The sequence below is a fragment of the Streptomyces sp. M2CJ-2 genome (genome assembly GCF_016757295.1).
Classification (GTDB): Bacteria; Actinomycetota; Actinomycetes; order Streptomycetales; family Streptomycetaceae; genus Streptomyces.
The window spans coordinates 1-26,149 of record NZ_JAESIF010000078.1 but is presented as its reverse complement, the minus strand read 5'-3'; the positions used below and the strand labels follow the sequence as shown (position 1 = coordinate 26,149).

28 protein-coding genes and 4 pseudogenes are annotated in these 26,149 nt (G+C 70.5%); 23 read left to right on the top strand and 9 right to left on the bottom strand.

The window, feature by feature from the left end; all coding sequences use genetic code 11:
* Positions 1 to 399 precede the first annotated feature (399 nt).
* Positions 400 to 723, bottom strand: coding sequence for a transposase (locus tag JL475_RS33250; protein WP_307825235.1), 324 nt, complete (start codon positions 721 to 723; stop codon positions 400 to 402).
* Between the two features lie 56 nt (positions 724 to 779).
* Between JL475_RS33250 and JL475_RS33245 the strand changes: the two genes are divergently transcribed.
* Together JL475_RS33245 and JL475_RS33240 are read left to right on the top strand one after the other, a co-directional pair.
* Entirely contained in the window at positions 780 to 1,499 is a 720-nt protein-coding gene (locus JL475_RS33245; RefSeq protein WP_202281918.1) for an IS6 family transposase, read from the top strand.
* An 842-nt stretch (positions 1,500 to 2,341) separates the two neighbouring features.
* Positions 2,342 to 3,139, top strand: a complete 798-nt coding sequence (locus tag JL475_RS33240) for a serine protease (protein ID WP_202281917.1) — start codon at positions 2,342 to 2,344, stop codon at positions 3,137 to 3,139.
* Between the two features lie 57 nt (positions 3,140 to 3,196).
* On the opposite strand, the gene JL475_RS33235 is transcribed toward JL475_RS33240, so the two are convergent.
* From JL475_RS33235 to JL475_RS33225, 3 genes are all read right to left on the bottom strand, one after another.
* The gene (locus tag JL475_RS33235; protein ID WP_202281916.1) at positions 3,197 to 3,340 is read right to left on the bottom strand and encodes a hypothetical protein; all 144 of its coding nucleotides are present in this window, start codon (positions 3,338 to 3,340) and stop codon (positions 3,197 to 3,199) included.
* A 334-nt stretch (positions 3,341 to 3,674) separates the two neighbouring features.
* Positions 3,675 to 5,054: an FG-GAP-like repeat-containing protein gene (locus JL475_RS41565; RefSeq protein WP_202281915.1), complete on the bottom strand. Its 1,380-nt coding sequence runs from the start codon at positions 5,052 to 5,054 to the stop codon at positions 3,675 to 3,677.
* A 113-nt stretch (positions 5,055 to 5,167) separates the two neighbouring features.
* The gene (locus JL475_RS33225; RefSeq protein WP_202281922.1) at positions 5,168 to 5,887 is read right to left on the bottom strand and encodes an IS6 family transposase; all 720 of its coding nucleotides are present in this window, start codon (positions 5,885 to 5,887) and stop codon (positions 5,168 to 5,170) included.
* A 166-nt stretch (positions 5,888 to 6,053) separates the two neighbouring features.
* On the opposite strand from JL475_RS33225, the gene JL475_RS33220 reads away from it, so the two are divergent.
* Both JL475_RS33220 and JL475_RS33215 read left to right on the top strand, forming a co-directional pair.
* Complete coding sequence (locus JL475_RS33220) at positions 6,054 to 7,277, top strand: hypothetical protein (RefSeq protein WP_202281914.1); 1,224 nt, start codon at positions 6,054 to 6,056, stop codon at positions 7,275 to 7,277.
* A 108-nt stretch (positions 7,278 to 7,385) separates the two neighbouring features.
* Positions 7,386 to 7,559 (top strand): hypothetical protein, encoded by a 174-nt coding sequence (locus JL475_RS33215; protein WP_202281913.1) that lies wholly within the window; start codon positions 7,386 to 7,388, stop codon positions 7,557 to 7,559.
* Between the two features lie 88 nt (positions 7,560 to 7,647).
* On the opposite strand, the gene JL475_RS33210 is transcribed toward JL475_RS33215, so the two are convergent.
* Complete coding sequence (locus tag JL475_RS33210; RefSeq protein ID WP_202281912.1) at positions 7,648 to 8,289, bottom strand: TetR/AcrR family transcriptional regulator; 642 nt, start codon at positions 8,287 to 8,289, stop codon at positions 7,648 to 7,650.
* 97 nt (positions 8,290 to 8,386) lie between these two features.
* Here JL475_RS33210 and JL475_RS33205 point away from each other — a divergent pair, with 97 nt between their 5' ends.
* From JL475_RS33205 to JL475_RS33195, 3 genes are read left to right on the top strand one after another with little or no spacing between them, the layout of a single operon-like run.
* Positions 8,387 to 9,352 (top strand): zinc-binding dehydrogenase, encoded by a 966-nt coding sequence (locus tag JL475_RS33205; RefSeq protein ID WP_202281911.1) that lies wholly within the window; start codon positions 8,387 to 8,389, stop codon positions 9,350 to 9,352.
* A complete protein-coding gene (locus tag JL475_RS33200) occupies positions 9,349 to 10,926 on the top strand; it encodes an MFS transporter (RefSeq protein WP_202281910.1) in 1,578 nt (525 codons plus the stop codon). The genes JL475_RS33205 and JL475_RS33200 overlap by 4 nt, the downstream gene beginning before the upstream one ends.
* Positions 10,927 to 10,940: 14 nt before the next feature.
* Positions 10,941 to 11,573: a DsbA family oxidoreductase gene (locus tag JL475_RS33195; RefSeq protein ID WP_202281909.1), complete on the top strand. Its 633-nt coding sequence runs from the start codon at positions 10,941 to 10,943 to the stop codon at positions 11,571 to 11,573.
* A 47-nt stretch (positions 11,574 to 11,620) separates the two neighbouring features.
* Here the strand turns inward: JL475_RS33195 and JL475_RS40580 are convergent.
* Positions 11,621 to 11,725: pseudogene (locus JL475_RS40580) on the bottom strand (helix-turn-helix domain-containing protein); the annotation flags it as partial.
* Between the two features lie 159 nt (positions 11,726 to 11,884).
* On the opposite strand from JL475_RS40580, the pseudogene JL475_RS33185 reads away from it, so the two are divergent.
* Positions 11,885 to 12,202 (top strand): annotated as a pseudogene (locus JL475_RS33185) (DDE-type integrase/transposase/recombinase); the annotation flags it as partial.
* Positions 12,203 to 12,595: 393 nt separating this feature from the next.
* Here the strand turns inward: JL475_RS33185 and JL475_RS33180 are convergent.
* The gene (locus JL475_RS33180; RefSeq protein ID WP_237409008.1) at positions 12,596 to 13,012 is read right to left on the bottom strand and encodes a hypothetical protein; all 417 of its coding nucleotides are present in this window, start codon (positions 13,010 to 13,012) and stop codon (positions 12,596 to 12,598) included.
* Positions 13,013 to 13,155: 143 nt separating this feature from the next.
* Between JL475_RS33180 and JL475_RS33175 the strand changes: the two genes are divergently transcribed.
* From JL475_RS33175 to JL475_RS33135, 9 genes are all read left to right on the top strand, one after another.
* Positions 13,156 to 15,165, top strand: a complete 2,010-nt coding sequence (locus JL475_RS33175; protein WP_202281908.1) for a TerD family protein — start codon at positions 13,156 to 13,158, stop codon at positions 15,163 to 15,165.
* A 493-nt stretch (positions 15,166 to 15,658) separates the two neighbouring features.
* Entirely contained in the window at positions 15,659 to 16,378 is a 720-nt protein-coding gene (locus JL475_RS33170; protein WP_307825234.1) for an IS6 family transposase, read from the top strand.
* Between the two features lie 66 nt (positions 16,379 to 16,444).
* Positions 16,445 to 17,422: a hypothetical protein gene (locus tag JL475_RS40575; RefSeq protein ID WP_237409007.1), complete on the top strand. Its 978-nt coding sequence runs from the start codon at positions 16,445 to 16,447 to the stop codon at positions 17,420 to 17,422.
* Complete coding sequence (locus tag JL475_RS33160; protein WP_202281920.1) at positions 17,419 to 17,697, top strand: hypothetical protein; 279 nt, start codon at positions 17,419 to 17,421, stop codon at positions 17,695 to 17,697. The genes JL475_RS40575 and JL475_RS33160 overlap by 4 nt, the downstream gene beginning before the upstream one ends.
* Positions 17,654 to 18,208, top strand: coding sequence for a DUF6879 family protein (locus tag JL475_RS33155; RefSeq protein WP_202281906.1), 555 nt, complete (start codon positions 17,654 to 17,656; stop codon positions 18,206 to 18,208). The genes JL475_RS33160 and JL475_RS33155 overlap by 44 nt, the downstream gene beginning before the upstream one ends.
* Before the next feature lie 7 nt (positions 18,209 to 18,215).
* Positions 18,216 to 19,064: a helix-turn-helix transcriptional regulator gene (locus JL475_RS33150; RefSeq protein ID WP_202281905.1), complete on the top strand. Its 849-nt coding sequence runs from the start codon at positions 18,216 to 18,218 to the stop codon at positions 19,062 to 19,064.
* Positions 19,065 to 19,158: 94 nt separating this feature from the next.
* The gene (locus JL475_RS33145) at positions 19,159 to 19,344 is read left to right on the top strand and encodes a hypothetical protein (protein ID WP_202281904.1); all 186 of its coding nucleotides are present in this window, start codon (positions 19,159 to 19,161) and stop codon (positions 19,342 to 19,344) included.
* Positions 19,341 to 19,727, top strand: a complete 387-nt coding sequence (locus JL475_RS33140) for a DUF6415 family natural product biosynthesis protein (protein ID WP_202281903.1) — start codon at positions 19,341 to 19,343, stop codon at positions 19,725 to 19,727. Before JL475_RS33145 ends, JL475_RS33140 begins: the two co-directional genes overlap by 4 nt.
* A 34-nt stretch (positions 19,728 to 19,761) precedes the next feature.
* Entirely contained in the window at positions 19,762 to 19,911 is a 150-nt protein-coding gene (locus JL475_RS33135) for a hypothetical protein (protein ID WP_202281902.1), read from the top strand.
* Positions 19,912 to 20,108: 197 nt separating this feature from the next.
* Here the strand turns inward: JL475_RS33135 and JL475_RS33130 are convergent, their stop codons facing one another.
* The gene (locus JL475_RS33130) at positions 20,109 to 20,591 is read right to left on the bottom strand and encodes a hypothetical protein (protein WP_202281901.1); all 483 of its coding nucleotides are present in this window, start codon (positions 20,589 to 20,591) and stop codon (positions 20,109 to 20,111) included.
* A gap of 101 nt (positions 20,592 to 20,692) precedes the next feature.
* Between JL475_RS33130 and JL475_RS33125 the strand changes: the two are divergent.
* The 5 genes and pseudogenes from JL475_RS33125 to JL475_RS33105 all read left to right on the top strand — a co-directional run bounded on the left by JL475_RS33125 (position 20,693) and on the right by JL475_RS33105 (position 24,736).
* Positions 20,693 to 21,669 (top strand): annotated as a pseudogene (locus JL475_RS33125) (transposase family protein).
* A gap of 192 nt (positions 21,670 to 21,861) precedes the next feature.
* A pseudogene (locus JL475_RS41560) lies at positions 21,862 to 22,035 on the top strand (IS6 family transposase); the annotation flags it as partial.
* Positions 22,036 to 22,312: 277 nt separating this feature from the next.
* Positions 22,313 to 23,512: an IS110 family transposase gene (locus JL475_RS33115; RefSeq protein ID WP_202281900.1), complete on the top strand. Its 1,200-nt coding sequence runs from the start codon at positions 22,313 to 22,315 to the stop codon at positions 23,510 to 23,512.
* A gap of 7 nt (positions 23,513 to 23,519) precedes the next feature.
* Positions 23,520 to 24,017, top strand: coding sequence for an IS6 family transposase (locus JL475_RS33110; RefSeq protein WP_307825236.1), 498 nt, complete (start codon positions 23,520 to 23,522; stop codon positions 24,015 to 24,017).
* Between the two features lie 86 nt (positions 24,018 to 24,103).
* Positions 24,104 to 24,736: a restriction endonuclease gene (locus JL475_RS33105; RefSeq protein WP_202281919.1), complete on the top strand. Its 633-nt coding sequence runs from the start codon at positions 24,104 to 24,106 to the stop codon at positions 24,734 to 24,736.
* 332 nt (positions 24,737 to 25,068) lie between these two features.
* Here JL475_RS33105 and JL475_RS33100 read toward each other — a convergent pair whose 3' ends face one another.
* Positions 25,069 to 25,542 (bottom strand): excalibur calcium-binding domain-containing protein, encoded by a 474-nt coding sequence (locus JL475_RS33100; protein WP_202281899.1) that lies wholly within the window; start codon positions 25,540 to 25,542, stop codon positions 25,069 to 25,071.
* Positions 25,543 to 25,725: 183 nt separating this feature from the next.
* Between JL475_RS33100 and JL475_RS33095 the strand changes: the two genes are divergently transcribed.
* Positions 25,726 to 26,064, top strand: coding sequence for a hypothetical protein (locus JL475_RS33095; protein ID WP_202281898.1), 339 nt, complete (start codon positions 25,726 to 25,728; stop codon positions 26,062 to 26,064).
* Positions 26,065 to 26,149 lie beyond the last annotated feature (85 nt).

The window sequence follows — 26,149 nt, the reverse complement described above, 5'->3', positions numbered from 1 at the left end:
CTGCTACCAGCTGGGCGGCGCCTTCGGCCCGGCAATCGCGGCCCTGATCACGCTGGGCGGCTGAGTAGGGTCGGGCGCTGTCACGTTGGCTGAGCGGGTGGGATGATCTTCTGGTTGATCATGCGGGAAGGGTTGTCCGTGGACAGCGCGTCGCCGTCGTACGGGAGTGTCTAATCAACGGCCCTGTCTTACTTTCGGTGGTGACGGTAAGTAGTTTCCGTGGCCGGTAGTAATACTCTCAGGTCAGCACGGGTGACACGACCGTCGGTGCCGCGCCTGTCCAGCTTGATGGCGCGTCTGCGACTGCTCTCCTTGGAGCTCGGACCAGGCACATTAGCGATGACGTTCTGTCACCACCGAATGTGAGACAGGGCCGTTACTGACTTCGGCGTATTAGGGTCAGTTCGGTCTCTCGAGAGCGAGGCCGGTCCCCGCGAGGAATCCGCCGAGGATGTGGTGCCGGTACTGCAGCGCCTTGAGCCGCCTGCGGAGCAGGATCTCCAACTCGCTGAGGGCGCGGGCGGCCAGGTTGGCCAGGCTCCGCTTGATATGCGCCCACAGGCCCTCGACCGGGTTGAGGTCGGGCGCGTATCCGGGCAGCAGGACCACCGTCAGCCAGTCCCGCTCAGCCACGAGCGCCTGCATCGTTTTGGAGGTGTGGGTGCTCAGCCGGTCCCACACCACGATCAGCGGGGCCTTGAGCAGCTGGTGGGGTGCTGTCACGTTGGCTGACCGGGTGGGATGATCTTCGGATTGGTCATGGTGGAGGGGGACCGTCCGTGGACAGCGCGTCGCCGTCGGACCAGGGCCACCGGTACCCGGTCGAGGTGATCTCCCACTGTGTGTGGCTGTACGTCCGCTTCCCGCTGTCGTTCCGCGAGGTCGAGGAGTTGATGCTCCAGCGCGGTGTCATCGTCTCGCACGAGACCGTTCGTCGCTGGTGCGCCAAGTTCGGGCAGGTCTACGCCAACGGCCTGCGCCGCAGACAGCCCCGGCCCGGCGACACGTGGCATCTGGACGAGGTCTTCCTCAAGATCAACGGAGAGCAGACGTACCTGTGGCGAGCCGTGGACGCCGACGGCACCGTGCTGGACATCCTGGTCCAGGGCCGAAGGGACAAAGCCGCAGCCCGGCGCTTCTTCCGCCGCCTGATGAAGAAGACGTGTTCGGTGCCGAGGGTGGTCGTCACCGACAAGCTCCGCTCCTACGGCGCGGCCCACCGCGAGGTCCTGCCCTCCGTGGAACACCGCTCCCACAAGGGCCTCAACAACCGGGCCGAGAACAGCCACCAGCCCACCCGGCAGCGCGAACGCGCCATGAAAGGCTTCCGCTCGGCCGGCACAACCCAAAGGTTCCTGTCCGCGTTCAGTCAGATCTCACCGCACTTCCGGCTCCGCCGCCACCTGATGACCGCCCCCGAATACCGCACCGAGATGACCATCCGCTTTGCCGTCTGGGACCAGATCACCGGGACCACCGCCATGCCCGCCACGGCCTGACCCAGAGCCCGCCACCTCACCCCACCTCGACCTGATGCGCCATCAGCCGTCCTGCTCCTAGACAACTTGACAACACCGCTCCGCTAGGGCGGGGGCGAGCCGCCGAGGTGGGAGTCGCCGTCCGCGGCGATCCGCCACAAGAGCGGCGTTCGCCGCAGCGCTCGTGTCCGCCCGCACCCGCCAGCGAGCACATCGCATGCCCGCGCAGCCACCGGCCCCTGCTCGCCGCCGCCAAGGTAGCGGCCGGCGGGTTCGGGACGGGTGCCTTCGGCATCCAGCGACCGAAGAGTCGCCGTCATCCACGTCATCCTCAGGATCAAGCCATTCCGGGATCTTCTCGCGGGAGGGTCCCGGAGCGGGGTCCGAGGCTTGGCCATGCGGAACCAGGGCCCAGTGCTCCATGTGCTTGCACCTTGCACCTTTCGGCCATGTTATGCAGCGCGTGTTCGAACCGGGACGTCCGTCGGGCAGCCTCTCCGCGCCACCCCCTGCACAGCAAACACAGGAATCTCATAGGGAGTTGACGCATGGCGGAGAGACTCGCCCGCCGTATCAGACGAGCGTGCCTCACGGTGGTCGCCACCGCAGCCCTGGGGGTATCGGCATTGTCGGTACCCGCCGTCGCAGACAGTGGAGCGGCATCCACGGCACCGGATGTGACCGTGGTCAAGGCAAAGAAGACGGCCAAGGACCTGGCCGGCTACTGGACGAAGGAACGCCGCGAAGCCGCGAAGCCGCTGCCTGCTCCGCGGGTGCCGGACTCACCCTCCCGGACCCTCCAACCCCAGGCACCGAACGCAGAGGGCGCATCGGCAGATGCCGCACCCCCAAAGAGCGCATCCTTGGCCACGAACAGCGATGTGAGCAGCGAGGCAGCGGAACTGTCCGTGTCGCAGAAGTGGCCCGGCTCGAACATCAGTTGGCCGCTCAATGCGGTCGGCAAGCTGTTCTTCGACAAGCCGGACGGCACTTCCGGCCAGTGCTCCGCCGCGATCATCGTCTCCAACACCAGGAGCGCGCTGTGGACGGCCGCGCACTGCATCCATGACGGCAAGAGCGGGCAGGCCGGATTCCACACGAACGTCGCCTTCGCGCCGGCCTACGACGGGGACGCCAGGTCCCCCTTCCCCTGGGGCCTGTGGGAGGCCAATAACCTGGTCGTCCCCACAGCCTTTGCCAACGGCGACGACGACCAGTACTTCAACGCCGACTTCGGCTCGGTGATCCTCAACCCCCTGGAGGGCTACGGCAACATCCAGGACGCCCTCGGCGGTTACGGCTGGCGCTTCGGCGCCGGCTCCGACTACCCCAACATCTACGACTTCGGCTACCCGGGCAATGGCTTCAACCGGCCCGACTCCGACTTCAACAACGCCAACGATCTCATGTACTGCCAGGGCAACGTCGAGGACGCCTTCGACTGGAACCCCCTGGACAACCGCATGAAGATGGACTGCGACATGGGCGAGGGCGCCAGCGGCGGCCCCATGCTCACTGGCTTCCCACAGAACATCAAAATCGTGGGTGCCAACAGCCACCACGAGGGCAACGACGCCGACGAGCGGACCAGCGACGACCTGTACTCGTCGGAACACGGCAGCCGCGCCATCTCCGTCATCAACACGGTGAACAGCCTCTGACCTAGCGGCCGCCACACTGTCGCGGCGCCGACCGCTCAGCGTCGGCGCCGCGACGTCCTATTCGGGGACGGCGCTGCGAATGCGCTCCGGTGTCCAGTACTTCTGCAGGTCCGGCACCGTCTTCTCCGCCTCGTGGACGGTCACCCCGTCACCGGAAGAGCCACCGTCGCCCGTCAGCTGGAAGCCCGCGGTGACCGCCACTGCTCCCGTCGTCAGCCCGATTGCCAACCAGAGCTGGCGCTTCCGTCCGCGGAGCATCGAAGCCGACCGGTCGGCGCGTCGTGCGGCATGTCGTGGTACTCGCGGAGGACTGGGCACTGCGAATCTCCTGGGGAAGTAGACAGCTTCAGCCCAACTACCCTACTTCCGGGAGAACTTCTCCAAGGCTCGACGTGTCAGCATGCAAGGCAGGCCGGCATTCTGAGTGGCGCTGTCACGTTGGCTGACAGTGATTCCCGGGCAGGGGAAGCCCTGCCCGGGAACAGCCGGCTTGCGAACCGGTCTCAGCCTCGGCCTCGCTCCTCAGCTTCGGTCATCAGCCGGCGGGCGGCACCGGCTGAGGGGTGATGGGCGGGTGGCCCTGCAGGCCGCTGCCCAGACGCGGCTGCCCGGCCGCCAGCAGGCCGTACGACGCCGTGTCCAGGGTGCGGACACCGGTCGTGATAAGCCCGGTGTCCGATCCGAGCAGTGTGGTGAGAGCGCCGCTGCCGCCGTCCTCGCCCGGCGCCGCGATGGTCAGGTCCTTCCTGCCGTCGCCGTTGAAGTCCTCCAGCAACAGCTGCGCGCCGAACTCGTCACCGGACTCGTTCTCGTCGGGTATCCCCTCGGAGCCCTGGTCGAAGACCTGACGACCGGTGGTGACGAGCCCGATGCGGTTGCCGTACAGGACGACGACATGGCCGGCGTCGGCAACGGTCTCGCCGTCGGTGTCCTCGTTGGGGTCGCCGGCGACAAGGTCGTCGTAGCCGTCACCATTGATGTCACCCGCGGCGAGCCCGGCACCGTAGCGGTCGTAGATCCGGTCCTCGCCGGGCGCGCCGAAATCGGCCTGGTTCATGGTGTAGGAGCGGTCGTAGTCCACCGTCCAGGTTGGGTCCGTCGCGGAAGCGGGGCCGCCCGGAACGTAGTCGATCACGCCGCCCTTGTAGGCGCGTGCGGTCACGATGTCCGTGTAGCCGTCGCCGTTGAAATCACCGAAGGCGGAAGCGTAACTGCGGGCGGCCAGGCCGTAGGGGGAAGGATTCAGGCCCAGCACGCCGGAGTCCCCGGCGCCGCTCCGGTAGAGGCTGCGGTGATTGACCAGCAGGTCGTCGGCGCCGTCACCGGTGACGTCACCGGCTGTAAGGGCGGTGACCTCACCGTTCCAGGTGTACAGGTAGCCCAGCGGGTAGGTCCCGCCGTTGCCTCCCTCCCTGGTGAAGCCGCCCGCGTACAGCCACGCCTCGGGCGAGGTGTTGCCGGTCGCCAGGTCCGCCCTGCCGTCACCGTTGAAGTCGCCCGCGGCGAGGGTCCGCCCGTGGGCCTGGTGGTTCTGGGGCGCGGGGTCGGTGAGGGTGGTGCTGCCCGCGATGCCGTCCGCCGAGCCCCAGAGGATCTGGACCGAGCCGGCCTCCGCCTCGCCCGCGACGTCCTCGCCCGGGACGCCCGCCGCGAGGTCGTCGTAGCCGTCGCCGTCGAAGTCGGCCACGGCCACCGAGAAGCCGAAGTGGTCCCCGGCGTCCGCCTCCCCGCCCACGCCTTCCGTGTTCTGGCTGAAGGTGGCTCGGTCGCCCTGCTCGACGCCCGCCCCGGCCGCGGAGCCGAAGGCGACGGTGACGACGCCGGCGCCCGCCGCGCCGTCGACCGTCGCGTCGGGGGCCGAGGCGACGAGGTCCACATGGCCGTCACCGTTGAAGTCACCGGTGAGGCCCGACACCGCGGCGTGTCCGCCGACCGCCGCGGACGCGGTGCCGGGGTGTTGTCAGGTTGAGCGAGTGCTCGAGGGTGTGAGCCGGTTCGGCGCGTTTCGGCTTCGGTGGTGACAGCGGCTCAGGCTATGGCGGGCAGGCCGGCGACGCCGGTGATCTGGTCCCAGATCACGAAGCGGAGGATCATCTCGGCGCGGTAGTTCGGGGCGGCGAGGAGGTGACGGCGGGGTCGGAAATGGGATGAGATGCCGCTGAACGCGGCCAGGAACCGCTGGGCTCCACCCACCGATCGGAAGCCTTTCATCGCGCGCTCGCGTTGCCTCGTCGGCTGGTGGGAGTTCTCGGCCCGGCTGTTCAGGCCCTTGTGTGAGCGGTGTTCGACCGACGGCATCACCGTGCGGTGGGCGGCGCCGTAGGAGCGGAGCTTGTCGGTGACGATCACCCGGGGCACCGACCGGGTCTTCTTCATCAGCTTCCGGAAGAAACGCCTGGCCGCGGCCTCGTCCCGCCGGTTCTGCAGCAGGATGTCCAGCACGTTCCCGTGCTGGTCCACGGCCCGCCACAGGTACCGCTGCACGCCGTTGATCTTGACGAACACCTCGCCCAGGTGCCACTTGTCACCAGGCCCCGGACGGCGCCGACGTAGAGCAGCGGCATAAGCCGGACCGAACCGGCGCGTCCACTGGTGGACTGTCTCGTGGCTGACCTCGATGCCGCGCTCGAGCATCAGCTCCTCGATGTCGCGCAGGCTCAGGTGGAAGCGGTGGTACAGCCACACGCAGTGGGAGATGACCTCCGGAGGGAAGCGGAAACCCCGGTACGACGGCGTCACCACGGACAGCCCCTCCAGCGATTCGACCAGACGGATGATCACGCCGCCCGAGAAGGCCACCACTCAACCTGACAACGCCCGCCATCGGCCTGAGGGAGACCGGCCGCACCCGCGTGGATGAGGAACTGCTGCGCTGGACCTACAGCAAACTCTCCGCCCGGCAGCCGGTCTGACCATGCTCAGCTGCGACAACCCGCCCCCGGTCACCGTCGTCCTCGACCCCGGTGACGACCTGGTCCACACCCGCGCCGCCCTGGCCGTACACGCCCCCGAGGCCGGAAGACTCACCGTTCACCCCACACCCGGCACCGACTGCGTTCTCACCCTGGCCTACGACGTCCTCGCCGCCCTGGACAAGCCCGTCCCCGTGCCCGGCTACCGCCGGCTCGACCCGGCCCCCGCCTGGACGCTGGCGGCATCCTGGATCCTCGCCACCCGTACCAGCCACCTGATGCTCCTGCGCGCTCACTTCCTCACCCCTCACCGCCTCGGGCCCCTGCTGCAGCTGCGCCACCGCACCGGTTGCCGTCTGGCTCTGGTCTGCCACACACGGCACGTTCCCGCGCCCGTCGGGCGAGCCCTGGCCAGCGTTGATCACCATGTCGCGGAGGCGGCCGCCCTCCTACCCGCGGCGCAGCCGCCCACCGCCACGCCACCGGAGCCCGCCACGCGCAGGCCGTTGGCCAACCGATGGCTCAACCTCCCCGCCCTGACCACGCTCAGCGCTTTCGACCCCGCCACCCGCCCCTGCCAGTGCACGGCGCCCATGGCCGAAGACCGGGACTTCTTCCCACCCGTCCTGCCGGCCCTCACCGAGGCAGAAGTCGCCCACCGCCTGCACCGCGCCACCGCCCACCCCCACCTGGCGGCCCAACTGGCCACCGCCGTCATCACCGCGGCCTCCGTCACGCAACTGGCCACCGCCCACATCCGCGACCTCGCCCCGGACGCCTTGACCCTCACCCTCCACGACGACGGACTGCGCCAGGGCTGCATGACCCACCACGTCCCTGCCTGGGCACGCCCCCTGCTGCTCGCCGCCGCATTCATCTGGCGTATCGCCTCCACCGCCTCCGGGACCGGCGGCGCGCTGTTCACCGATCCGCTGGGCAGCACCGGCCTGCCTGGCCTGACGGACTTCGCCGAAAGCTGCAAGCTGCGCCCGCCCCAGCCGCCCCGGCCCAAGCGGCGCAAGGGCTCATGCGCCCCGGCGAAACTGCCCCAGACGATCTGGCCGTTCAGCCCCGCCCACTACGCTCTGTCCTGGGCGATGCGAGAACCCGACCTCATGCACGGCTGCCCCCACCCGCCGCCCCACACCCGGCGCACGATCGCCGCGTACAAGCGGGGATGGCCGCCGCCCTACTTCGGGCAGCGCTCGCTGCGCCCACCGCGCTGAACTCGGGCGAAGGCCGGTGCGGCGCACCGCGCACCCCTCGACAGCACGATGCCGCCGGGGATCCGTGCGGGCGGGATCGACACTGCCGAAGGAGCCCTGGCGAGGACCGTGTGGCTCACCGCCTCCGACATCACCCGGCTGTGGGCCACGCCGTCCGGCAGTGTCTATCGGCTCGCCAGCCAGCGGGAGTGGCGGCGGCGTAGCCAGGGCGGCCGTACGTACTACCACGAGGCGGATGTCGTACGGGCGTTGAGCGAACGGCGTCCTCGGTCCGCCATTTGACGGGTCCACGGTCCGCGCCCGCCGCCTGCCGGGTCACGACCCTGCCCACCTCCCGGCCGGCCACGGACCCGCTCTCGTTTCCGCTCCGCTACCAGCGTTCGGCGAGGAGGTCGGGGGCGGGCGGCCGGCCCGGAAGCGGACCGTGCCCGGCGCGCAGCCCGTCGAGCGCGATGGCGATGGTGCGATGGCGGGCGTTGCTCGCCGCGTCGGCGAGGTCGGTCCTCCCCTGCCCCTCGAACTGCTCGACCAGGGAGGCCTTGCCGAGCTGCTCGATGAGGAGGGAGACATCCACGGCCGTGGCGTCCGCCCTGAGCACCCCCGCCTCGTGGGCGCGAGCCACGAGCGCCCGGGTCAGCTCGTCGGACCTGGTGAACTTCTCGGCCATCTCGTCGGTGACCGCGATCGTGCCGGCCAGCGGCCCGAGCGCACCGCCGCTGAACTCGACGGCGGCGGTGACGTAGTGGACGAGGCCCTCCCAGGGGTCTTCGTGCGCGAGCCCCTCCTCCGCCGCCTGGATCCACCGTCCGAGCGACAGCGCGCACAGGTGCTGGAACAACTCCTCCTTGGTGCGGTACCGCCGGTAGAGGCTGGCGATGCCGACTCCCGCACGGGCCGCGATCGCCGCCACGGAGGTATGGGAACCGTCCACGGCGAGGACCTTCTTGGCGGCCTCCAGGAGGGCGCGGTCGTTGCGTTCGGCTTCGGCGTATCGGGGAGCTCTTCGGGACATGGGCTCACTCTAGCCGCTTGCGGAGTGAATCGCTCCGTTATACATTCCAAACGAAGTGAAGTTATCCGTTTGGAGGGGTGCCGTGCTATGCGTGGTGATGGAGGAGTTCGGAGGGCCTGAGGTCCTGCAGGCTCGACAGGTCGAGGATCCGACGCCGGGCCCGGGCCAGGTGCTCGTCGACGTGGCCTATGCGAGCGTCACCTTCGTCGAGACCCAGGTGCGCTCAGGTAACGGACCCTTCGGCCGCCCCGCGCTCCCCCGCGTGCCGGGCAACGGCGTGGGCGGTCGTGTCGTCGCCGTCGGCCCGGACGTGGACCCCGCCCTGATCGGCACGGTCGTGGTCACCACGACCGGCGGCGAGGGCGGCTACGCCGAACGCGCTCTCGCCCGGGCCGACGAGCTGGTACCGGTCCCGCCCGGCCTCGCCCTCAAGGACGCGGTCGCCCTGCTCGCCGACGGTCGCACGGCGCTCCTGCTCTTCCGCCAGGCGGAGGTCAAGCCGGGCGAGAAGGTCCTCGTGGAGGCCGCGGCAGGCGGCGTCGGCAGCCTCCTGGTCCAGCTGGCCGTGCACGCCGGTGCCCGGGTGGTCGGCGCCGCGCGTGGCGAGCGGAAGGCCGAGCTCGTCGCCTCTCTCGGCGCCTCCTGCGTCGACTACTCGAAGGACGGGTGGCTCCGCCGGGTCCGGGACGCGGCCGGCGGCGAACTCGACGTCGTCTTCGACGGGGTGGGCGGGTCGATCGGCACCGCGGCGGCGGGCGCCCTGCGCCCCGGCGGCCGCGTCAGCCTGTACGGCATGGCGAGCGGCGCGGACGCCACGCTCGACGAGGACGACCTCGCCGCCCGGCAAATCCGTACGCTCGGGCTCTTCGCGGCACCGGGCCCCGCCGAGACCCACCCGCTCATCGGGGAGGCGCTGCGGCTCGCGGCGGACGACACCCTGCGGCCGGTCGTCGGCCAGGTCTTCCCGCTCGCCGCGGCGGCGGAGGCGCACGCCGCCATCGAGGCGCGGGCCACCGTGGGCAAGACGCTGCTCGCCGTCGGCGCCCCGGACAGCGACCGATGAGCACCGAGGCCCGCACTCCGCCGGAGCGGGCGGGCGCCCGCGAGTGGACCGCCCTCGCGGTCCTGGGCGTCCCGGCCGTCCTGGTCATGATGAACATGTCGGTGCTCTATCTGGCGCTCCCGACCCTCAGCCGCGATCTGGATCCCAGCGCTCCCCAACTGCTGTGGATCACGGACATCTACGGCTTCATGGTCGCCGGCTCCCTCATCACGATGGGCACGCTCGGGGACCGGATCGGACACCGACGGATCCTGCTGGCCGGGGCCGTCGCCTTCACCGCCGCCTCGATCTTCGCCGCGTACGCGAACAGCGCCGAACTGCTCGTCGCCGCGCGCGCGATCCAGGGCGTCGCGGCGGCCTCCCTCGCGCCCTCCTCGCTCTCCGTGATCCGCAACCTCTTCCGGGATCCAGGACAGCGCACCCTCGCCATCACCATCTGGATGCTGAGCTTCATGGGCGGCGGGGCGCTCGGTCCGCTCGTCGGCGGCGTGCTCCTTCAGTACTTCTGGTGGGGCTCGGTCTTCCTGGTCGCCGTACCGACCATGCTGGTGCTGCTCCTCACCGTGCCGTTCCTGGTACGGGAGTTCCGGCCGACCGGGACCGGGCGGCTGGATCTCGTCAGCGTCGCGATGTCCCTGGTGACCCCGCTCGCGATCGTGTACGGGATCAAGAACCTCGCTGTGGACGGCTTCGGGCTCTCCTCGCTGGGCTTCATCGCTCTCGGACTGGTCGTCGGCGTGGCCTTCGTACGGCGCCAACGGCGGCTCGCCACGCCCCTGCTCGACCTGTCCCTCTTCCGTGTGCCCGCCTTCGCGGTCTCGGCCGGAGGCATGATCGTGGTCGGGATGCTGCTGTTCGGTACGAGCCTCCTCACCTCGCAGTACCTGCAACTGGTGCTGGGCTTCGAGCCGCTGGAAGCCGGCCTGTGGCAGCTGCCGACCGCCGTGGGCGGCTCGATCGTCGCGCTGTGGGTCTCCGGTCTGGCCGCCCGCTTCCAGCCCGCCGTCCTGATGAGCGCGGGCGCCGCCTTCGCCGTCCTCGGACCCGTGATGCTCACCCAGGTCGACGGCAGCCCCGGTTTCCTGGTGGCCGGCTCGCTGCTCCTCTTCGCCGGTCTCACTCCGTTCATGGCCCTGGGCACCGGACTGGTCGTGGGCGCCGCGCCGGCCGAACGGGCCGGCGCCGCCTCGGCCATCTCCGAGACGGGCGCTGAGCTCGGCGGCGCCCTGGGCATCGCGACCCTCGGCAGCCTCGCCACCGCCGTCTACGGCAGCTATATGGCCGACCACATGCCCCGGGGCGTGCCCGCGCACCTCACCGGGCCCGCCGGCGAGACGCTGCCCGCGGCCCTGGAGGCCGCCCGGCAACTCCCCGGAGAACTGGGCTCCGCCCTGACGGCGACCGCCCGCGCCGCGTTCACCCAGAGCTTGCACGTGCACGCGCTCATCCTGATCCCCCTGCTACTCACCCTCTCGGCTCTCACGCTCACGCTGCGCCGCCGCGGAGAGCAGGCCCCGAAGAACCAGACGTCCCCCGACGACCGTGACGCGGCTCCCGCGCCGGTCGCCGACTGAATGGAGCCCTGCTCATGCGGGTCGAGGTGTACTTCGACATCCTGTGCCCCTGGTGCTACATCGGGAAGAGGAGGCTGACGACCGCGCTCGCCGGACGCGACGACGTGGGCGTCGTCTGGCGCAGCCTGGAGCTCGACCCGGAGGGCAGCCCGACGGCGGGCCCGACGGCGGGCCCGACGGCCGCGGAGGTGATCGCCCAGTACCAGAGCAGCCCGGAGCGGGCCGCCGCCCGGGTGCGGCAGATCCAGTCGCTCGGCGAGGCCGAGGGGTTGCTGCTCGACCTTCACAACGCCCGGCCGGTCAACTCCTTCGACGCGCACCGGCTGGTTCAGACGGGTGCCGCCCACGGGCGGGCCGACGAGGTGCTGGAGCGACTGCTGTACGGGTATCACACCGAGGGGCTCGACATCGCCGCCCCCGAGGTACTGGAGAGGCTGGGGATCGAGGCGGGACTCGAACCGTCCCTGGTCCGCCGGGTGCTGGAGGGGACGGAGTTCGCGGAGAAGGTACGCGCCGACGAACGACGTGCCGTGGAGCAGGGCGTCAGGGGCGTACCCACCATGGTGGTCGACGGCGGGGTGCCGACCTCGGCCGTCCAGAGTTCGGACGCCCTGGCCGACCTGCTGAGCCCCCGGTCGGATGGCTGACCACGCGGCCGGGTCCGGCGAGGACCGGGTGTCCTCGGCGGGACGGCTCACTCCTGGCGGAACCGGAATCCCACTCCTCGGCCGGTCAGGATCCAACCGGTCTCACGCAGCTTGCTCCGGATGGAGCTCACATGGGTGTCGATCGTCCGACTCGCCCGTGCGCTCAGCCCCGCCTCGGCCGGGTGCCCCCAGACGTCGATCCCTGCTCTGGAGAGTCGCCACCGCCCGCTGAGCCACGATCCCCCCGGGCGCGCGGCGTTCGGCTCCGTACTGATGCGGCCTTCGCCCACCGGATGTCGGGCTCCTTGAGCATCGTCACGGACCAGCTCCGCTTCTACGGCGCGGCCCACCGCGAGGTCCTGCCCTCGGTCGAGCACCGTTCCCACCAGGGCCTGAACAACCGGGCGGAGAACAGTCATCAGCCCACCCGGCAGCGGGAACGCGCCATGAAAGGCTTCCGTAGCGTCGGCGGAGCCCAGCGGTTCCTGGCCGCTTTCAGTGGCATCTCACCCCACTTCCGGCCCCGTCGCCACCGGATGACCGCCACCGGATACCGCGCCGAGATGACCGCCCGCTTCACCATCTGGGATCAGGTCACCGGCGTCGTCGGCCTGTCCGCCGCGGCCTGAGTCCGGAGCCGGAACCCGGCCCCACCACCCCCGGCACACCGTCAGGCACTCGCGGCCTCAGCAACGTGACAGCGCCGGTGGCCGTGCAGTCGGCGGGCGTCAGCCGGGTCAGGGTGCACGGGGGGAGGGCGTGCGGTCGCAGGGCAGCGGAAGTCACGGAATGTCCCGTCGTCAAGGCTCGGATGGAGGCGCGCGAACGCCCTTGGGATGCGGCCTCGGGGAGAGCAGAAGGGGCTGGTCACTGCTCCGCTCGGGGCTGGCGATGACCGCGGGGGCGCCAAGCACCGCACCCCGGCCGGCCGAGCCGGGCGGCGGGCCGGGGCCGCACCGCACTCCGGGCAGGCGCAGCGGGCCCGGCCGGGGTGCGGTGCTTGGCGTCAGGGGCGGGCAGGTTCAGTCCGTGTGGGGGGCGTAGGTGTGCGGGGCGAGGACGGCGAGGGCGTCCGCGATGGGCTCGATCATGTCCGAGGGCAGGAACGCCTTCTTGAGGGCGGCCAGCGCGTCGGGGGTGTCCATGTCCTGGACCTGGAGCATGAGGTCGTAGTCGTCGGGGGCGTCGGATGCCTTCTCGCGCGCGGCCCGGAGTACCGCGTCGAACAGGGCGTGCGCGGCCTCGGCGGCGGCCGCGGTCTCGTGAACGACCGGGGGCGGGGTGTCGGCGGTGAGCGCGGCGAGGTGGGGGGTGACGCGGCGGGCGGCCTGGTCGGCGCGGGCGTGGAGCTCGGCATCGGACAGGCGCCGCACCAGGAGGTGGGTGCGCTGGTCGGTGACCTCGTAGCGGGGGTGGTCGTGGCGCAGCACGGTCTTCATGAGGCTGTGATCGTGGTCGCGCTGATAGGGGTCGGGGCCGAGGGCGGTGACCTCGACGACGGGCAGTTAACGGGCCGACGGCCGCCGGGGTGGTGAAGGTGAAAGGGCTGGTGGTGGCCGGGACTTGCTGCCAAGATCTCGGCGTGACCCGGATATCCATGGGCGACGAGTTGCCGGCTCTCGCGGAGCCCTTGCACCTCGCGGTCGTCTGGCGGCATGCTTCCGGCCTGCCGAACGCGAACACGGCCGCCCTGCTGCTGGACGCGCGCGGGCAGGTGCGGGGTCCGGCGGACCTGGTGTGCTACAGCTGCCCTCAGCACCCCTCGGGGTCGGTGACCCACATGGGCCGGTCGTCGGGTGCCGACGGCCACGCCGATTGGCTCCGGCTCGACCCCGCGCTCGTGGAGCCAGACGTGGAGCGGATCGTGGTGGCGGCCGTCACCGACCTGGGCACGCTCGGGCAGCTGACCGGGCTTGAGGTGCAGCTCACCACTGTGGCCGGCGCGGAGGTGGCCGCCCTCCCGCTCGCGGGGACCGAGTCCGAGTCGGCGCTGGTGTTCGGGGAGTTCGAGCGGCAGGACGGCGGCTGGCTGTTCCGGGCGGCCGGGCAGGGGTATCGCACAGGGCTGACCGGTCTCGCCGCCGCGTACGGGATCGCCGAGGCGGCGCCGCGGAACCCCCTGGTCTGCGAGGGCGGCGGCGCTGCCGCGGCGGACGCACCGCCGACACCCGCCGGACGAGCCCCTGCCGACCGGATCCCGGCGGCCGTCCAGCCGGACCCCGCCGACAGCCCGCACTTCGAGCCGTACCGCCGAAAGGGCCGAGGCGATGCCACCCTCACCGTTCCCGGGCTTCCCGCCGGGCCCGCGCTGGTGGAGTTCGGCGCGAAAGGCTCGGGTGGCCGTATGGGGGTGCGCGCTGTGGAAGCGAACGGGTATGGGCGCAGCCCGCTGAGTCGCCGCGGCCGCTTCCTCGTCACCGTGCCCAGCAACGGCCCGCTCGAGCTGCAAGTGTCGGCCACCGACGGCTGGGAGGTCGCGGTGCTGCCGGCCAGTGCGGCCCGCTCCTTCTCGGATCGTCGCGTCAACGGCCAGCACGTCGACGTGCTCCGCTACACCGGCCCCATGGCCGAACTCGACTACACACTGTCCAAGGCCGAACACATGAGCGTCAGAGCCTTGTACCCGGACAGCGACGGCTCGCCCGACTGGTTCCCGACCGGCGAGCGCGCGGCGCAGGGCACCGTGCCGCTCTCCGGTCCGGCGCTGCTGGAGGTCGACTGCGACCTGCCGTGGTCGCTGCAGGCCCGGCCCGTCGTCAGCGACGCCCCGCCGCCGCACGTGCTCAACGAGTACCGGGGCCAGGGGCGACGCGACGAGAGGGTGGAGATCACCAATCCCACCCCGGGCTCACCGGTTCTGGTGGAGTACGCCTTCACACCCTGGAACACGAACGTGAGCCAGTACCGGGCATACGAGGACGACGACTTCGAGGACGGGCCCATCCTCGTCAACGCTCAGGAAGACGGCGCGACCGGACAGGCCCTGCTCTTCCTCTCCGGCGATCAGTCGGCCCGCCTGCGGATCACCGACGCCGCCACTTGGAGCCTGCGGCTGCTGCCCCTGTCCGCGGCTCGCCGCCTGGACGGCCCGGTCTCCGGGAAGGGCACCAAGGTACTGGCGTACGAGGGCGACCCGGCGCTGTTGATCGGCTCCGCCGCCTCGGCGCAGAACTGGTTCGAGGTCGACACCTGGCACGACGGGACGCTCGCCCCGCAGCTGTCCCTGTGCGGGTACGGCACCGCCCCGGCCAGCGGCCCGCTGCCGGCGCGGCCCGGCACGATCACCTACGTCCGGGTGCGCGGCGCGCAGGCGTCCTGGCGGCTCGAGCCGGCCGCCCCTGCCACGGCCCGGGAGTTCGACGCCGTGATCAGCGGCCGTGGCCACGAGGTGCTGCGGTACACCGGCCGCGCGCAGAGCGTCAAGATCGACTGCGCGAGCGAGGACGACCGCGAGGAGCTGGAACTCTGGACGCTGGACGAGACCGGCGCGCTCGACCAGCGCCTCGGCACGGGCCACGGCCGCCACGGCATCCGGGCGGGGCTGGTCCAGGTGCGCGCGTACGGACGCTGGTCGATTCGGGCCGACGGCTGACGACTGGTTGCATTGCTGACTTGTATTGCCGTCCCCACAGCGCATCGCCGACCCTGTTCGCCGCGTCCTTCGTCAGCTTGCGTGTCGCATGGGCATAACGCTTAGTGACGGAGAGGGAGGAGTGCCGCAGGATCTGCTGCACGACTCTGATGTCCACTGCCTGCTCCAGCATGAACGTCCTCGAGCTAGGGCCTGTGGGGAAAGTGCTGGTCACAGCCAACAACGTCTGGCTCCGCCGTGCTGGTTGTCAGTGCATTCTCGTAGGCTCTCGGCGACCTGATCGAAGGGATTGCCATGGAAGACCCGACGGGCATCGCAGCGCTGGCCAAGATCCTTCCTCCAGATCTTGGCAGTGACGAGGAGATCGACTGGGCGGCCGCGGAAGCGCGGTGGGGCACGCGGCTCCCGCGGGACTACATGGCCTGGCGTTGTCACGTTGGCTGACCGGCCTGGGATGATCTTGGAGTTGATCGTGCCGGGGAGGGGATCGCTCGTGTCGTCCGCACTGCCGTCGTACAAGGGCCACCGGTACCCGGTAGAGATCATCTCTCACTGCGTGTGGCTGTACTTCCGCTTCCCGCTGTCGTTCCGGGAGGTCGAGGAGCTGATGCTCGAGCGCGGTGTCGCTGTCTCCTACGAGACCGTCCGCCGCTGGTCCGCCACGTTCGGCCAGACCTATGCGAACGGACTGCGCCGCCGTCGGCCGCGGCCCGGGGATAAATGGCACCTGGACGAGGTGTTCGTGAAGATCAACGGGGAGCGGAAGTACCGGTGGCGGGCCGTCGACGCCGACGGCAACGTCCTGGACATCCTCGTGCAGAACCGGCGGGACACCGCTGCGGCCCGGCGGTTCTTCCGCCGCCTGCTGAAGCAGACGCGTGCGGTGCCGCGAGTGATCGTCACCGACAAGCTCCGTTCCTACGGCGCCGCCCACCGTGAGGTCATGCCGTCGGTGGAGCACCGCTCGCACCAGGGCCTGAACAACCGGGCCGAGAACAGCCACCAGCCCACGCGGCAGCGGGAACGCGCGATGAAAGGCTTCCGCTCCGTCGGCGCAGCACAACGCTTCCTGTCCGCGTTCAGCGGCATCTCACCCCACTTCCGCCCCCACCGCCACCTGATGACCGCCTCGGACCACCGAGCCGAGATGACCATCCGCTTCGCAATCTGGGACCAGATCACCGGCGCTGCCGACCTGCCCACCACGGCCTGACCACAGGCCCGGGCCGCGGGCCCACCACGCCCCAACGCGCCATCAGACAGCCACGCACCCAACAACGTGACAACGCCCTCGGGGAACCTCTACCACCTGGTCGGCGGGATCGCGGCGGCCTGGGCACACAGCGGACAGCGGGTCCTGCTCCTCGAGGAAGCCGAGGACTACTGGCGCTGGACCATGAGCGGCGTGCTCGAACGCCGTCCCCGGCACCGCCGCAAGAAGGAGACCGAGCCGGCCACCCCGCCGGAGTCGACGACCAGCACGCTGTGGGCCTCGCCGGACGGCCCCGGCGTCCTGGTGCACCACACCTGCATGTGGGAGGTCCGCCATCCCTCGCGGGAGAGCGACCGCGGCTGGCCCCGCACGGGCCGCAGCCCGCTCGCGGCGGCGGTGGCCGGCGCCCGCGACGCCTACGACGTGATCGTCCTCCTGCCGAAGTCAGGGTGGAGCTACCCGGACCGGGAGAGCGCGACGGCGCACGTGGCTCTCGGTGAGATCAACGTCTTCCCGGACGCCGACCGCAGGACCGCGCTCCCCGGGCCCGGAGGCGAAGAGAGGGGCGTTCCACTGAGTCCCGAGCAGAGCGCGGCGGTTCTGCGAAAGCGCTGCCTGGGCTTCCTCTTCGGCTTCCCGAGCCTGCCCATCCAACTGGACGGGGTGATCTGGCAGTCGAACGGCGAGCTGCCCGTCGACGCGGACTACCTGGCGGGCGTCGACCGGGACATGAACCGTGCCGGACTGCACCCCCCTGGGCTGGACGCTCTGCGAGCGGTGGCCCGGCCGGCACAGGCAACTGCCCGCGGCCGACCGGATGAAGGACCCCGGCTTCGTCCAGCGGTACCAGCCCATTGCTGGGCGCCTGCGCATGGCGCTGGACGCCCGTCCCGTCGGCAGGAACTGACCGGTGAAGGCTGGCTCGCTCTGCGACCCGTGGGGCAGCCCCCCGGCGTTCTCGGTCCTCTTGACCGGCTCTCCGGTCTGCGGGACGGTCGGTGGGCGCAACTATGCGCAACCACGTCGCAGGGGAGAGTGCCATGACGTTACGGTTCGTCGGGATTGACCCGAACACCGGAGGCGAGGGATCGCCCACGGTGTGGGTGGAAGAGGAGAGCGCGGACCTGATCCTCCAGGGCGAGGAAGCCGACGGACTTCTGAAGGCCCTGGTCGGCTCCACCGAGTGGGTGGCCGGCCACAAGACCGGGATTCCCGCGCACGAGCGGGTGATCCGGATTCCCGCCCGCATGGTGCCGATTCTGAGGGAGGCGTGCGATGCCGCTGAACGCGCAAGCGCTGAACACCGCGACGTTCGCTGAGCTGCTCGCCGACACCCGCTACACGGCGGTCCACCTGGAGATGCGTGACGTCTACGCGGTGGGCGACGAAGCGGACGACTTCGAGGCCTTCCTGCGCACCGGCGTCCCGAACCTCGATCCGGCCCGCTCGTTCTGGCCCCAGTGGATGCCGCTCGTGAAGGAGGCGGTCGCCCGCGGTGTGGTGATGCGCCGGGCGCGGATCGTCTCCGAGCCGGTCACCGACTACATCCGCTATGAGCACGCCATTACCCCGCTCAACCTCCAGGCCGGAGAGGACGTGCGCTGGCTGCCCCGCCGCCGCGCCTCCGACATCGCGCTGCCCGGCAACGATTTCTGGCTTCTGGACGGACGGCTCGTGCAGTTCCACCACTTCACCGGCACCGGCGACTGGGTGACGGACGGCAAGGAGCGCACCGTCGACCCGGCGGCCGTCGCGCTGTGCGCCACCGCGTTTGAGACGGTGTGGGAACGCGGCATCCCGCACGAGAAGTACACCGTCCAGGCCCCCTGAGCAGCCCATGCCCGCCTCTCCATCGTCCAGCGCCCAAGGAGCCCGTGAGGCGCTCGCGGTGCGCTTGCAGCACCTGCGCAAGGACGCCGGCCTCACCGGGAAGGAACTCTCCGCCCGGTGCGGCTGGCACCCGGCGAAGACCACCCGCATCCAGAAGGGCGACGCCGCGCCCTCCGACACGGACATCCGCACCTGGTGCGCGGCGTGCGGCGCCGACGACCAGGCCGACGACCTGATCGCCACCGCCCGCGCCGTCGACTCCATGTACCTGGAGTGGCGACGCCTGCACCGCACCGGCATGCGCAAGTCCCAGGAGGGCTGGAACGCCCTGCACGAGCAGACCCGCGTCTGCCGGGTCTACGTCTCCAACGTCCCGCCCGGCTTCTTCCAGACGCCGGCGTTCGCCACGGCCCTCATGGAGCAGATCACCACCTTCCAGGGCACCCCCAACGACGTCGCCGAAGCCGTCGCCGCCCGCATCGCCCGCTCCCGCTTCCTGTACGAGGGCGGCCACCGCTACGTCGTCCTCATGGAGGAATCCGTCCTGCGCTACCGCACCGCCGACCCCGACGCCATGCGCGGGCAGCTGCGCCACCTCCTGGCCGTGATGCCGCTGGCGTCCGTCTCGCTCGGGATCATCCCGTTCACCGCGCAGCGCACCGTGTGGCCGCTGGAGGCGTTCTACCTCCACGACGACACCACGGCCGTGGTGGAGACCCTGACGGCAGAGATCAAGGTAACTCAGCCGCGCGAACTCGCCGACTACGCCAAGGCGTTCACCGCGCTGACGGAGATGGCCGTCTACGGCGACGCCGCCCGCGCACTCATCGGGGCCGCGATCGACGCCCTGAAGTGAGCCTCCGCAATTATCCGCAATCCAGTTGAGCCCACAGCCGTGCTCTCCGTAGCGTCGAACGACACCGACGCACCCAGCAACGAAGGCGGTGCCCATGAGCGCCCCCACAACCGCCGGCACCGAACCAGAAGGCCGCGGCCTCCAGCCGCCCGCCTTCAACCGGCCCTCCCCGGCACTGCCGGCCCGCGCCGACCGCGGCTACGCCCGCTTCCTCACCCTCCAGGCCCCGGACGACAGCACCGGCGACCACGGCCAGGACGACCCGGCGAAGCACCGGTGAGCGACACACACGCCGTGCTCCACGACCCCCACGGCCTGATCGAGGCCGAACTCCCCCTGGACCGCGCCCCATACGAGGCACTCGTCACCGCCGTCCTCGCGTGGCAGAACCCGAACCTCGCGCCCCGCGACTACGAGCAGATCGCCCTCCAGCTGACCGGGCACGCCCGCGCCGTCGCCGCCAACGTCCGCCGCCACGCCGCCACCCTGCCCAAGAGCGACGGCCGCGGCGCCCTCGCCGAAGTCGTCCTGTGCGAAGCCGACGGACGCCTGTCCACACCACTGAAAGGCACCGCCCGCTGCGCCCAGAACCGCGCCCGACTCGTACGGGCGCTCTACACGTGGCTGGACCGCCTCACAGAAGCCCTCCCGGCCGCCACGTAGCCGGGGAAGGGCCACCACCGCCGCTGCGCCGCTGATGCGCTGCTCCGACCCGGCCGTCGTCACCGCCACCGAGCAGCTGCTGCACGCCATGGGAGACGTGGAGAACACCGCACGCCTTGAGGCCGCCCTGGAAGGGTTCGGCCGGGCCGTGAACGCGGCCACCGCGCCGCGGCTGTCCCGGTGAGCGCGGCGCCGCGCTGAGACGGCCTGCGCAGCGGCGCTGATGGTCGTCAGTACGAGGGTGGTCCGCTCAGCAGCTGGCTGATCATCTCGCTGACTTGGAGTCACCCTACGTGGCAAGGTCGGCGTTGATTGGTTACGGCAGACGGAGCAGGAGAGAAGGAGAAACTGTGCCCCCGGGGGCTTCCCACCCCATGGCCGTCAACGAGACCGGGACTGCGTGTGCGGAGTGACGGCATGCGGTGAGCCGGCGGGCACGAACTCGATCAGATAGTCCTCAAGACCCGTTTTCGGCGTGACGCCGCGCAGCTCGCCGTGGAAACGCTCTTGGGCGCTCTCCCCGCCCTTGCGCCACACGCGCATCGTGTACGCGGTGTACGGCTCCAGACGGAAGTCGATGCTCCCGCCCGCGTTGGGCGTATCGAGCACCAACTCCCCCAGGCAGCTGCTGAAGGGCCAGCTTCCGACCAGCACGAACCCCTCACCCACATGTGCTGACGTGCGGTCGCTGACCTGGAGCGTGAGCGTGGCGTCGTGCTCCTGCGCGTTACTGATGAACAGGGCAGTGCCGTCCGCGACATGCACCGCACCGGTCGGCCCCATCGGCAGGTCCGTCCACACCACAGTGCTGCCCTCGGCGGTGAGCCCGAACAGGGACCGTTCGATGTGGACCGTCGTCGTCATGCGAACCTCATCAGGCATGACCGTCACACTAACGACTCGGTCGGCGATAGCTGATGGTGCTCTGGCCGTGACATGTGGACGGCCGCACGGGTTCTTCGAGTGTGACCAAGAAGTGGGCCCGTGCGGCCTTGTCCCATCCTGCCTTCACCGGGCTCTCCCGCCAACATCTCGGCGGTTTGATCGAGGAGTTGGTCGCGCCATGGTGCGCTGTGCGCGAGGCGGATCTGCACGAGCGACGTGGCCACGAGCGTCTGAGGGCGGCGGGAGCCGGCCCAAAGCATGAGCTGGTCTTCACCGACCGCGTCGTGCTCACCCTGGTCCACCTGCGCACGAACCTGCCCCATGCCGCACTGGCCGAGCTGTACGGCATCGGCCGCTCGACCGTCAGCGCGGCGGTCGGCGAGATCCGGCCGCTGCTCGCCCGCCGGGGTTTCGCCGTCCCCGACCGGCCGGGGCTGCGCCTGCGCACCCTGGCCGACGTGTTCGCCTACGCCGAAGCCGAAGGCGTCGAGCTGCGGATCGACGGCATGGAGACCCAGGTGCGCCGCCCGCGAGCGCACCGGCCTGGACGCCGGGCATTCGTCTCCGGCAAGAAACGCCAGAACACCATGAAGACCACCACCATCAGCGATCACCAGGGCCGCACCCTGTGGAACGGCGCCGACCGACCAGGGCGGATGCACGACCAGACCGCCATGCGCACCGAGGGCATCGCCGATCAGCTGCGCCTTCACCCGACGGTGACGGCCCAGGTCGACGAGGGCTACCGGGGCCTGGCCAACGATTCCCCGGCCAGGTCACCGCCCCGCCGCGAAAACCCAAGGACGATGCGCCCGATGGCGAAAAGCGGGCCTGGCGTGAGAAGCGCCGTCGCCAGTCCTCCCGCCGTATCGTCGTCGAGCACGCCAACGCCGAGATGCGCCAGTGGCGACCGCTGCAGCGCTACACCGGACGCCGCGAGGACTACGCCGACACACACCGCGCGATCGCGGGGCTCGTCTCCGACCGCGCCGCCCGGCGGTCCACCCGGCCCGCGCACAGCACCGAACTGGTGCCCGTCCGGCACACCGCCTGCTGATCAACCACCAGCCGAACCGCCAGGCGAGCACGCCCCGGCCTCAATCGCCGACCGAGTCGTAACCGCGATCTCGCATGACGGTCCGCCGGCCCGGTCCGGTCACACTGCGGGCAGGGCCCTCGAGCGGGCGCTGTCACGTTGGTTGACCGGGTGGGATGATCTTCGAGTTGATCAGGCTGGGAGGGATCCTCGGTGGACAGTGCGCCGTCGTACAGGGGGCATCGGTATCCGGTCGAGGTGATCTCCCCCTGCGTGTGGCTGTACTTCCGCTTCCCGCTCAGCTTCCGCGAGGTCGAGGAGCTGATGCTGGAGCGCGGTGTAGTCGTCTCCCACGAGACCGTCCGGCGCTGGTGTACGAAGTTCGGGCAGGTCTACGCCAACGGCCTGCGCCGCTGGCGACCCCGGCCCGGGGACAAGTGGCTCTACCTTCTTTCTGGGCTCACCGCAGCCGTTCGTAGGGTTGTGGGGCCCAGGGGAGCCGGGTGTGGCTGACAAGTGGCTGCCGTCTGTGGCTTCAGATGCTTGGCCGCCCGGCTTCCCACGACGACTCGGCCGCCGATTGGGAAGTGCGAGAAGGTCGCTGTGTAGAGCCATGCCGGCGAGGTCGTCCGTGGTACGAATTGCAGGCACGACCTGATGGAGCATGATGAGCCGGATATGGGCGGGGACCGACTGCGGAAAGACCCATCACCACACCCTGGTCATGGACGCCGAGGGCGACACGCTGCTGTCGCGGCGGGTGGCCAACGACGAGCCGGAACTGCTGAAGCTGATCGGTGACGTCCTGGACCTCGCCGACGACCGGGAGGTCACCTGGGCGATGGATATGACGGGCGGCGAGCCCGCCCTGTTGATCGCCCTGCTCATCAATCACGACCAGGAGCTCGTCTACATCCCCGGCATCGCGGTCAACCGGGCCTCCGCCGGCTACCGCGGGGCGGGTAAGACCGACGCCCGGGACGCCCGTGTGATCGCCGACCAGGCTCGCATGCGCCGCGACCTGCAGCCGATCCGCCCCGGTGACGACGCGAGTATCGAGCTGCGGCTGCTGACCGAACGCCGTACGGATCTGGTCGCCGACCGCACCCGCACCACCAACCGGCTCAAGGCCCTGCTGAACAGCATGTTCCCGGCCCTGGAACGGGCCCTGGACATCGGCACGGCCGGGTCGCTGCTGCTTCTGACGGGCTACCAGAGCCCGGCGGCGATCCGCCGCACCGGCCTGCGCCGGCTGACCACCTGGCTGCGCAACCGCAAGGTCCGCAATCCCGAGGCCCTGGCTGCCAAGGCCGTCGAGGCCGCCGAGCGGCAGCACACCGCCGTCGCGGGCGAGAGCGCCATCGCGAAGATGGTGCACACCCTGGCGAAGGAGGTGATGACCCTCAACGAGAAGATCACCGAAACGGACAAGCTCATCGAGAGCCGGTTTCGCGAACACGAGCTCGCGGAGGTGATCCAGTCCCTGCCCGGCGTCGGCACGACCCTCGGTGCGGAGTTCCTTGTCGCGGTCGGCGGCAGCCTGGAGGCGTTCCCCAGCCCCGACCGCCTTGCCGCCTTCGCCGGCGTGGCCCCCACGCCACGCGACTCTGGCAAGGTCACCGGCAACCATCACCGGCCCCAGCGCTACCACCGGCGCCTGCAGCGGGTCTTCTACACCTCGGCACTCGTCAGCATCCAGTGCGACCCCAACTCGCGGAAGTTCTACGACCGAAAACGCGCCGAGGGCAAACGCCACGTTCAGGCCGTGCTCGCCCTCGCCCGCCGACGCGTCAACGTCCTGTGGGCCCTAATCCGTGACCGACGGTGCTACCAGGTCACACCACCAGTCACCACGGCGGCTTGACTTCAGCATTGGGAAGCATCTGGACGAGGTGTTCATGAAGATCAACGGCGAGCTGAAGTACCTGTGGCGCGCGGTCGACCAGGACGGCACCATGCTCGACATCCTGGTCCAGAACCGGCGGGACAAGGCTGCGGCCAGGCGCTTCTTCCGCAGGCTGCTGAAGAGGACCGGTGCGGTGCCGCGGGTGGTCGTCACCGACAAGCTGCGTTCCTACGGAGCGGCCCACCGCGAGGTCATGCCTTCGGTCGAACACCGCTCGCACAAGGGCCTGAACAACCGGGCGGAGAACAGCCACCAGCCGACGAGGCAGCGCGAACGTGCCATGAAGGGCTTCCGTAGCGTGGGCGGGGCCCAGCGGTTCCTGGCCGCGTTCAGCGGCATCTCCCCGCACTTCCGACCTCACCGCCACCGGATGACCGCCGCCCACTACCGCGCCGAGATGACCGTCCGCTTCGCCATCTGGGATCAGGTCACCGGCGTCGCCGGCCTGCCCACCGCAGCGTGAGCACGGAGCCGGAACCCGGCCCCACCACACCCGACACGCCGTCAGGCACTCACATACTCAACAACGTGACAGTGCCGCGGGACGACATGCAACTGCTGGCCGTGGGGATCGCCGCGGTGGCGGCCATCAGCCTCATGATCATGGTGGTCAACTGGCTGATCGCCCACTGGTGGGTCCTGCTGATCGCTGCCCTCATTCTGCTGCTGGGCGGTCTGGGCTGGTGGCAGCACCGTACCCGGCGCGCGCAGTGGCAGCAGGCCCAGGCGCGTGCCCTGCGCTACCGGCCAGCGCAGCTGGACGCGCTCACCCACCACCAGTTCGAGCATGCGATCCGGGACCTGATGCACCGCGACGGATGCGCGGACGCCGTCCAGGTCGGCGGCCGAGGCGACCTCGGCGCCGACGTCAAGGCCACCGATCCCTACGGCCGGCGCTGGGTCATCCAGTGCAAGCACCGCAGAGACGGCAACCGGGGCGTGGCCGTGGGCACGCCCGAGCTGCAGGTCCTCAACGGCACGGGCCGCCCCGTCCACCAGGCAGACGTCGTCGTCATGGTCACCAACGGCCGCATCACCCAGCCCGGCCGCGCCTTCGCCCGACAGCAGCGCCTCCACCTCGTCGACCGCCAGGTCCTGGCGCGGTGGGCGGCCGGCTCACGCCCCTTATGGGACCTGCTGGGTGCGGTGCCCCCGCCGCGACGGCCGACAGCCCGCTCGTAGGGAGAACTGCGGCAGAGTCCTCTGAGCCGGGGCTCGGTGGGCTCTGCTGTTGCGGCGGCCATCAGGCCAGTCCGCAGCGCGGTGGGTGGGGTGTTCAGTGGGTAGGAGGCGGGGGTGCGTCGGCTGCGGAGCCGAACACCACCAGCGACGGCTCACTTCCACTCGCGTGGAGAGGACCTCCCGGATCGGGACGACGGTGATGCCCTTTGCCTCACCTCCGTTCGCGTGGAGAGGACTGGCTCTACGGCTCCGGCGCGGCGTTCGACCGCGGAACACCCCCGCGTCCGCGGGAAGGACGTGCACGTTCCCCGTGGAGGCGGGCCTGGCGCTTGTCAGCCCCAGTCGCAGCCGGTGCCGTCGCCGTCACGGTCGAGGTGGCGGCCGTAGCCGGGCTCGCCACGCTGGACGGGCGCGGCACCCGCGGCGCGGGCGGCAGCGCAGTTCTCGTAGTACACACTGCCCCCGCCACTGCTGCCACCGTCACTGCTGCTGTACCCGGACCCGCCGCCACTGCCGCCGGCGGGTTTTTCGGTGACGGTCTGTGTCACCTCCACCTCAACCGTCTCGGTTTCGGTGACGGTGGGCGCCGGCTTCGGCTGAGCGGTCGGGCTCGCGGTCACGGTTTCGGTGACGGTCGCGGACGGCCGGGCCGCGAGCGGCTTGGCGTCGTCCGTGGGCGGCTGCGGGTCGCCGGCGCCGGCTCCGATACCGATGAAGAACGCGAGGCCGAGCGCGGGCAGCACGTAGCGCTTTCGCGCCCACTTCGGTGCGGGCCGTGCTGCCGGAGGTGCGTACGGGTTGGTCATGAGGCCCCCCAGGGTGATGGTTGAAACATTGACGATAGCTGCCGTGTGAAGGAAAAGTGAAACTCCGTCAATGGGGGTGCCCTGTACTGCTGGGGCGCCGAACCGTCGGGTGCTGTACCGGCCTCGGCTGGCGCGGGGCCTGTCGCAGTCGGGGGACGACTGCGGAAGAGTCCGGGAGGACTCATGCCCGCAGGCCGCGTCAACGCCGCTGAGTTCATCGCCCGCCTTCTGCCGGCGCCGCACGAAACGAATCTCGGCGGGGAGCCCGCCCACCACCTGCCGGTCACCGTGCACGCCGACCGGGTGTGCCCACCGTCGGGCCACCGGATCGGCCGGTCGGACCGCTACGACAGCGCGGACATCCTGCCGTTCACCCGCAAGGCCGGCCTGCTGCTGGAACCGAACGGCAAGCCGAAGCCCGTCCCGGACCACCTGACGGGCGAGGCACGAGAGCGGGCGGAGCGCGCCGTCCGGCACGCGGCGTGGATCCGCCGCGAGGCGCACCGCCGCGGGCTCCACTGAGGTGGTGGGCCTGCCAGAACCACAGGACCGGCGGAACACCCCGCGTCCGCGGGGGGTGCTTCGGCCGTCCGCGACTTCACCGACA